Consider the following 7,507-nt stretch of genomic DNA (forward strand, 5'->3'; position numbering starts at 1 on the left):
TTCCCAGCCCCCCGGCTTTCGTGTAAACGCCTCGCCCATGAACGAGATCAAGCCGCTGCCCCACATCGCCGTCATGAAGCCCTATGTTCCGGGCGGCAAACTGCACGGCCAGTCAGGCCCCGCCGTGATGCTCGCCTCGAACGAGAACCCCTTCGGGCCAAGCCCCGCGGCCATCGAGGCGGCGCGGTCCGTGGCGGGCGACGTCCATATCTATCCCGACCCCGATTACCGAGAGCTGCGCGAGGCAATCGCTGCAGCCAAGGGCATCGCCGATGCCTCCCGGATCGCGACGGCGGCCGGCTCTGACGAGATCATCCACCTGCTCACCCAGTGCTATGCTGGTCCTGGCGACGAGGTGCTGTTCACCGAGCACGCCTTTTCGATGTACCGCGTCTCGGCCAGCGCCCATGGCGCCGCGCCCGTGACTGCGCCGGAAACCGACATGACCGCCGGCGTCAATGCCATCCTCGGCGCTGTGACACCGCGCACGAAGATCCTGTTCCTCGCCAACCCGAACAACCCGACCGGCACGATGCTGCCGCTGGAAGACCTGAAAGCGCTGCAGGATGCGCTGCCGCCGCATGTCCTTTTCGTGGTCGATGGTGCCTATTCCGAATATCTCGGGCCGGACTATGAAGCCGCGCTGAGCGATCTCGTCGACCGGCGCGGCAACACGGTCATGATGCGCACCTTCTCCAAGATCTACGGCCTCGCGGCCCTGCGGCTCGGCTGGGCCTACATGCCGGCCGAGATTGCGGGCATCTGGCAGCGCATCCGCGGGCCGTTCAATGTGAACGCACTCGCCGCCGCCGCCGGCATAGCAGCCATCCGCGACGACGCATTCCTCGCGCGCTCGCGCGAGCATAATGCGGACTGGCGCGCGCTCATGACAGACCGGCTGAACGCGATGGGACTCAATGTGCCGGTGTCTCACGCAAACTTCGTGCTGCCGGATTTCGGCTCGCCCGGACGCGCGGCGGCGGCCCACCAGTTCCTGAAGGATCAGGGTATCCTCGTGCGCGCGATCGGGGGCTACGGCCTGCCGTCCAAACTCAGGATCACCGTCGGCAGCGCCGGCGACAATGAGCGCCTTCTGTCGGCGCTTGCGGCTTTCACCGCGTCACGCTGATATTGTCGATCAGGCGCGTCCGCCCGAGCCAGGCCGCCGCCAGCAGGCGCGCCACGCTGCCCTCGGGAAGCGGCCTGTCCGGCAAGGCCTGAAGCGTGTCCGGGGCAACCAGCGTCACATAATCGACCTTGCCGAAGCCGGAGGCTTTGAGGTGTGCCTCAGCTTCCGCCAGCACCTCTGAGGGCAGGGCGCCATTCGCGAGGCGGACCGAGGCGCGGTGAAGCGCGGCAAACACAGCGCCCGCTGTCCGGCGCTCCCCGGCGGAGAGGTAGAGATTGCGGGAAGACTGGGCGAGACCATCCGCATCGCGCCGCGTCGCGCCGCCGATGATCCGCAGCGGGAAGCCCAGGTCGCGCACCATCCGCCGGATGATCTGCAGCTGCTGGTAATCCTTCTCGCCAAAGACCGCCAAATCCGGCTGGACGTGCAGGAACAGGCGCGCCACGACCGTGCTGACACCGTAGAAGAAGTGCGGCCGGTAAATCCCGTCGAGCAAATCCGAGAGTGATTCGACCCGGACATTCGTGACCGAGCCGTCCGGATACATTTCAGTCACGCTCGGCAAATAAACAGCATCCGCGCGCCCGCCCGCGAGCTTCGCAATATCCTCCGCCTCGCGGCGCGGATAGGTGTCGAAATCCTCGCCCGGCGCGAACTGGGTGGGGTTCACGAAGATGCTCACAACCACCCGGTCTGCATTTTCCCGAGCAATATCAACGAGTGACAGATGCCCCTCATGCAGGGCGCCCATGGTCGGCACGAATCCGGCCGTCTCACCTGCCTGCTTCCACTGGTTGGCAAGCGCCTGCATCTCGGCGCGGGTACGCACGATCCTGGGTAATTCGTCTGTCGTGGAATTCACTTTTCTGGCACCCCAAAGCGCGATGAAGTAAACGGGTTGTTAACCCATTCGCCGGAATTTCATACCCATGACCCAGCGCATCGTTACCTCGCTCCGCTCGCTCGCCCTTCTGGGTGCCGTCACGCTCGGCCTGCGCAAGGCCGCGATAGAGACAAGGGAGCCTGAACCCCGTCGCGGTTCGGCCGTACCGGGTGAGGCGCAGGATGCCTGGCTGTTCGATGGCGAGCAAACGAACCTCTCCTCCGGTGTCTACATGCTGGAAGAGCAGTACGCCCGCGTGTCCGGCGCGCTGTCCTCGCTGCGCGGTGTGCTCTCCAGCCTCAGCCGCGTGCCCGAGCTGACGGAAGCTGCGTATGAGCCCCCGCGCGATGCGCCGATCCCGGTTGATCCGGTTCTCTTCGATGAAGAGCGCGCCGGCATCCCGGTGCTGACCAATGTGGTCGCCTTTGAGGATGACGACCTCTTCGCCGAACATACCTTTGTCCTGCCGCGCGTCCCCGCGCATCAGGATACCCTCGCCCGCGTTGCCTGAAGTCCTTTCACCGGCCACCCGCCGGTGGCCTTGTGGAGTGTGTTGAATGCCCGCCGATGGCGTCTCGCAGCTGAGCCATGCCAGTGAGCGAGTGCCCGGGGCTGACCGGCGCGAAACACGCATCATCGTCATCGGCAACGAAAAGGGCGGGGCCGGAAAATCCACCGTCTCGATCCATCTGACCGTTGCCCTTTTGCGGATCGGTTGCCGCATCGGCGTGATCGATCTGGATGTCCGCCAGCGCTCGCTGACCCGCTATCTCGAAAACCGTGTCCGCTGGATGCAGACGACCGGCGCCAAGCTGGTGATGCCGGAGATCGTGCGCGTCGAGGCAAGCCAGGAGCGCGATCTCGACCGCGCCGAGGCCGAGGAAAGCGAACGCTTCCAGACCGGCATCAGCCGCCTGAAGACGACATGCGACTTCATCATCATCGATGCGCCGGGCGGCGACACTTTCCTCTCGCGCCTTGCCCATCGTACGGCGGACACGCTGATCACGCCGCTGAACGACAGCTTCGTGGACTTTGACCTGTTGGGCGACGTCAACCCGCAGACGCTCGAAGTGCTGCGCCCCAGCTATTACTCCGAAATGGTCTGGGACTGCCGCAAGAAGAAGGCGCAGGCGAGCCGCCGGCCGATTGACTGGGTGGTGATGCGCAACCGCATGTCGCCGCTCGCCGCGCGCAACAAGGAACGCGTCGGCGGCGCGCTCGACAATCTCTCCCGACGGATCGGCTTCCGCCTCGCGCCCGGACTGTCGGAGCGCGTGATCTACCGTGAACTCTTCCCCGCCGGCCTGACCCTGCTGGACCTCACCGAGAAAGGCTCGAACGTTGCCTTCTCGATGAGCCACAAGGCGGCGCGTCAGGAGCTCTGCGATCTCGTGATCGTCCTGCAATTGCCGGAACTGGCAGGCGCCGAGATCAACTTCTGACCTGGCTTTCCCTTGCGGCGCGCTTGTTTGCAGCCGCGCCCCGGCCTACCGCTTTGACAGAAGAGCCGCCATCAGAGGCTGGCCGGTCTGTATTCGGGGGGAAGGCCAGATGAACGATCCGGAAATCCATGGCACGGTGCTGGGCGGCTTCGCGCCTGTGCGCGAGGCGTTTCGCGGGAACTTCGCGGCCGGTCAGGAAACCGGCGCCTCCTTCTGCATGATGCTGAACGGCGAGGTCGTGGTCGACATCTGGGCCGGCCATGCCGATGAGGCGAAGACGCGGCCCTGGCAGAAGGACACGGTCGTCAATGTCTATTCGACGACCAAGACAATGACGGCGCTGACCGCCCTGTTCCTCGCAGACAAGGGCGAGCTCGACTTCGCCGCGCCGGTCGCGAAATACTGGCCGGAGTTCGCTGCGAACGGGAAGGCCGATGTCACGGTCGCCCAGCTGATGAGCCATTCGGCGGGCCTTTCGGGCTGGAAAGAGCCCATGACGCGCGAAGACCTCTATGACTGGGAGAAGGCGACCAGCCTCCTTGCCGCACAGGCGCCCTTCTGGCAGCCCGGCACGGCGCCCGGCTATCACGCCATGACGCAGGGCTATCTCGTCGGTGAAGTCATCCGGCGGGTCGCAGGCGAGACGGTCGGCACGGTGTTCCGCCGGGAGCTGGCCGAGCCCATCGGCGCAGACTTCCACATCGGCCTGCCGGCCTCCGAAGATCACCGTGTGGCCGACCTCATCCCCCCGCCGGCAGGCGGCGGCAGCATCGGTCTCCCCTCGTCCGACAGCGCGCTCCTCACCAACATGTCCACCAATCCCCAGATCAATCCGCTGGACACACGCACCCGCGCCTGGCGCGGCGCAGAGATCCCGGCCGCCGGCGGCACAGGCAATGCCCGCTCGGTGGCGGCAGTCCAGTCGCTGATGGCGAATGGTGGCTGGGCCAATGGCAAGCAGCTGATGTCGGAAGCCGGATGCCGCCGCGCGCTGGAGCTGCAGATCACCGGCCTCGACAAGGTTCTCGGCATCCCGGTGCGCTATGGGCTCGGCTTCGGCCTTGCGGGCGGCATGGTGCCGTTCCCCAACCCCAACACCGTCTTCTGGGGCGGCTATGGCGGCTCGCTCGTGGTGATCGATATGGATTCGCGCGCGACCTATGCCTACGCCATGAACCGCATGGCCGCGACCACAACCGGCGACATGCGCGCCTTCAACATCCTGATGGCGGCCTGGGGCGCGATGGCAGGGTAGGGCACAGCTTTCCCTTCTTCGTCACGCCCGATGACCGCAGGTCATCTGGGCGCCCATCTCCTGACATTGCCGGCGGACAATCCGGCGCGGGCAGGAGATAGGCTGCCAGATGCGCGGGCGCGCATCGGCAGTGACGAAAGCGCAGAGCGAACGCTCCAAACAGTTCCTGCCCCTTGGCGCTTGGGACCTGCACGCTTATAGCCCCGCCCCATGGCCACATTCCCGTTTGAAATTCACGCCCGCGAGGGAAAAGCCCGCACCGGCCGGCTGAAAACCCCGCGCGGCGACATCCGCACGCCCGCCTTCATGCCCGTCGGCACGGCCGGCACGGTCAAGGCGCTCTATATGGACCAGGTGAAAGGGGCCGGGGCGGACATCATCCTTGGCAACACCTATCACCTGATGCTGCGCCCCGGCGCGGAGCGGGTGAACAAGCTCGGCGGCCTGCACAAATTCTCCGGCTGGCCAGGCCCGATGCTTACCGATTCCGGCGGCTTCCAGGTCTGGTCGCTGGCCCAGCTGCGCAGGATGGACCCGGACGGCGTCACCTTCCAGAGCCATATCGACGGCTCCACCCACCGCCTGACCCCCGCCCGCTCCATCGAGATCCAGGCAGACCTCCTCGGCGCCGACATCTCCATGCAGCTCGACGAATGCACGAACTTCCCCTGCACACATGAGGAAGCCGCCCGCAGCCTTGAGCTGTCGCTGGACTGGGGCGCGCGCAGCCTCGACGCCTTTCGCGCGCGCGATCACCAGACGCTGTTCGGCATCGTGCAGGGCTCGAACTTCCCGGAGCTGCGGGAACGCTCGGCAAGAGGTGTCGTTAACCAGGGCTTCGGCGGTATCGCGCTTGGCGGCCTCGCCGTGGGCGAGGGGCATGAGCAGATGTGCGCCACCATCGACATGACGGTGCCCCACCTGCCGGACGCGATGCCCCGCTATGTCATGGGCGTCGGCAAGCCGATCGACCTTGTGGAAAGCGTCGCGCGCGGCATCGACATGTTCGACTGTGTCCTGCCGACACGCTCCGGCCGGCATGGCCAGGCCTGGACATGGGATGGCCCGCTGAACCTCAACAATGCGCGTTTCGCCGAAGACACCGCCCCGCTCGACGAAGCGGTCGATTGCCCCGCCAGCCGCGACTATTCCCGCGCTTACCTGCACCATCTGTTCAAGGCCGGCGAATATCTCGGGCCGATGCTGCTCTCGTGGCACAACACCGCCTTCTTTCAGGCCTTGATGGCCGAAATGCGCGCCGCCATCGCCGAGGGCCGGTTCGAGGTCCTTCGTGCGCGCCTCCGCGCCGCCTGGGCGCACACGCGGTCCGCCCCGAAAGATGCCGGCCCCGCCGCCTGATCTGGCTGCCTGGCGCTGCTGCTTCAGCGATAGAGGATGCGCGAGTCGGCGTCGCCTTCACGGAGCCGCTCGAAATCCGGCCGAGCGGGAACGTCACAGCCGAGGGCGAGCCCATAGCCCTTCAGGTAAGCCCGCCGCTGCGCGCCGATCCGGAAGGCCTGATTGTAGCGCTTCTCATGGCTTTCCGCGCCGGTTGCCCGCCGCAGGAGGCCCCGGAAGGGGATCCAGCCGGTCGATACGTCCCGCACGGCGTCCAGCGCCGCATCGGCGGCCTCATCGGCCAGAATCTCGGTATTGAGCCGCCGGTCCGGCTCGCCGGAATCCCAGTCGAGGCCGAGGACAGCATCGAGCTCGGCAATGTCCATCTCGATCCGCGCGCAGGTCAGGTCCGGCGGCAGGTGATAGGGGCTCGGCATCCCGGCCAGAAGGGGCGGGATCTCCCGCCGCCGCAGGTTCAGGTCGTCCAGCGGCGCCGTTGCCGCCCCGGAGAACCCGTCCCGTGTCTGGGTCGCTGCGCCGGTGGCGGCCGTGCCGACATTCGCCGAGAGGGACCCTCCATTGGCGGCCTCGGTTGCAGGCTGTGAGCCCTGGCTGGCGCAGCCCGCCGCGAGGGCCGAGACAAGAAAAACGGCGAGAAGTGTGACTGTCGGACGCATGGCCTCATGCTGACTGAAAAAATGTGGCGACATCAAGCCGCTGGATGCAGGGAATGGTTGACCGGCCCGGGCTCCCGGCCTACATCGCCGTTTCGGTCGCCGCGCGGCCCCTTTATGTGCCCATAGCTCAGCCGGTAGAGCAACTGACTTTTAATCAGTAGGTCGCAGGTTCGAATCCTGCTGGGCACACCAAAAACCCTAATGAAATCAAGTTATTTTTGGAGCTCGCTTGCGGTTCGGTCGAGAACAAAACGGGTGGGGACACGCTCGGGGACACGACTTAGGCAATAGGACGCGTTAGAATTTTTCGTGCGTCAACCGCCACTGTCGAGAGCCGAAAATGGGTTGCATTCAGCGGAGCCAATCGGACACCCCTCAGCCTCTCCAAAGTTTAGGTACCCCCCCCCCGGTAAGTCAGTCTTTCTTGCCCATACTATGAAAGCGATCATGCAGGCTCATTGTTCGCAAACGATATCAATTCGCAGCCAGGTTCGATATCTTGTCGTCGCTTTTGTTTTTGGCTTGTGCGACTTCGCTCTCTGTGTATGGGAACTCTCAGTCTCAATGCTGGCCAGGCCTTCGCCTCAGTTTTCGGACCGATGTTGCGTGGCTGACCCAGCCCCCTGATCCGGGCCGTTTAATTGGAGACTCTGTTCGCCTTTGCTCTGAGACCCAAGTCTGGACCACTACCGGCTAGAGTTTTCCGGCCTTTTTCACACTGGCGGACTGGTGACGCCAGCATGATTGATCAGCGCCGCCGGGGGTTTGTTCCCGATGGCG

Annotated in this window: 7 protein-coding genes and 1 tRNA gene; 6 read left to right on the forward strand and 2 right to left on the reverse strand. The window is 65.2% G+C overall.

Going from position 1 to position 7,507, the window contains the following annotated elements; genetic code table 11:
- Positions 1–37: 37 nt before the first annotated feature.
- Positions 38–1,129 carry a histidinol-phosphate transaminase gene (hisC, locus tag ACK4SV_RS04335; protein ID WP_409916576.1) on the forward strand — a complete coding sequence of 364 codons (1,092 nt, stop codon included), beginning with the start codon at positions 38–40 and terminating at the stop codon, positions 1,127–1,129.
- Here the strand turns inward: hisC and panC are convergent.
- Positions 1,113–1,991, reverse strand: coding sequence for a pantoate--beta-alanine ligase (gene panC, locus ACK4SV_RS04340; RefSeq protein WP_409916577.1), 879 nt, complete (start codon positions 1,989–1,991; stop codon positions 1,113–1,115). The genes hisC and panC overlap by 17 nt on opposite strands.
- Positions 1,992–2,058: 67 nt before the next feature.
- Here panC and ACK4SV_RS04345 point away from each other — a divergent pair, with 67 nt between their 5' ends.
- The 4 genes from ACK4SV_RS04345 (at position 2,059) to tgt (ending at position 6,071) form a co-directional block, all read left to right on the forward strand.
- Positions 2,059–2,523 (forward strand): hypothetical protein, encoded by a 465-nt coding sequence (locus ACK4SV_RS04345; RefSeq protein ID WP_409916578.1) that lies wholly within the window; start codon positions 2,059–2,061, stop codon positions 2,521–2,523.
- Positions 2,524–2,569: 46 nt separating this feature from the next.
- Entirely contained in the window at positions 2,570–3,457 is an 888-nt protein-coding gene (locus ACK4SV_RS04350; RefSeq protein ID WP_409916579.1) for a division plane positioning ATPase MipZ, read from the forward strand.
- A gap of 109 nt (positions 3,458–3,566) precedes the next feature.
- Positions 3,567–4,712 (forward strand): serine hydrolase domain-containing protein, encoded by a 1,146-nt coding sequence (locus ACK4SV_RS04355; RefSeq protein WP_409916580.1) that lies wholly within the window; start codon positions 3,567–3,569, stop codon positions 4,710–4,712.
- A 210-nt stretch (positions 4,713–4,922) separates the two neighbouring features.
- A complete protein-coding gene (tgt, locus tag ACK4SV_RS04360; protein WP_409916581.1) occupies positions 4,923–6,071 on the forward strand; it encodes a tRNA guanosine(34) transglycosylase Tgt in 1,149 nt (382 codons plus the stop codon).
- A 23-nt stretch (positions 6,072–6,094) separates the two neighbouring features.
- Here the strand turns inward: tgt and ACK4SV_RS04365 are convergent, their stop codons facing one another.
- On the reverse strand, positions 6,095–6,727 hold the full coding sequence (locus ACK4SV_RS04365) for a hypothetical protein (RefSeq protein ID WP_409916582.1): 633 nt from the start codon (positions 6,725–6,727) through the stop codon (positions 6,095–6,097).
- A 116-nt stretch (positions 6,728–6,843) separates the two neighbouring features.
- On the opposite strand from ACK4SV_RS04365, the gene ACK4SV_RS04370 reads away from it, so the two are divergent.
- A tRNA-Lys gene (locus ACK4SV_RS04370) sits at positions 6,844–6,919 on the forward strand.
- Positions 6,920–7,507 lie beyond the last annotated feature (588 nt).

Origin of the sequence: Hyphomonas sp. (assembly GCF_046313735.1) — a bacterium.
GTDB lineage: Bacteria > Pseudomonadota > Alphaproteobacteria > Caulobacterales > Hyphomonadaceae > Hyphomonas.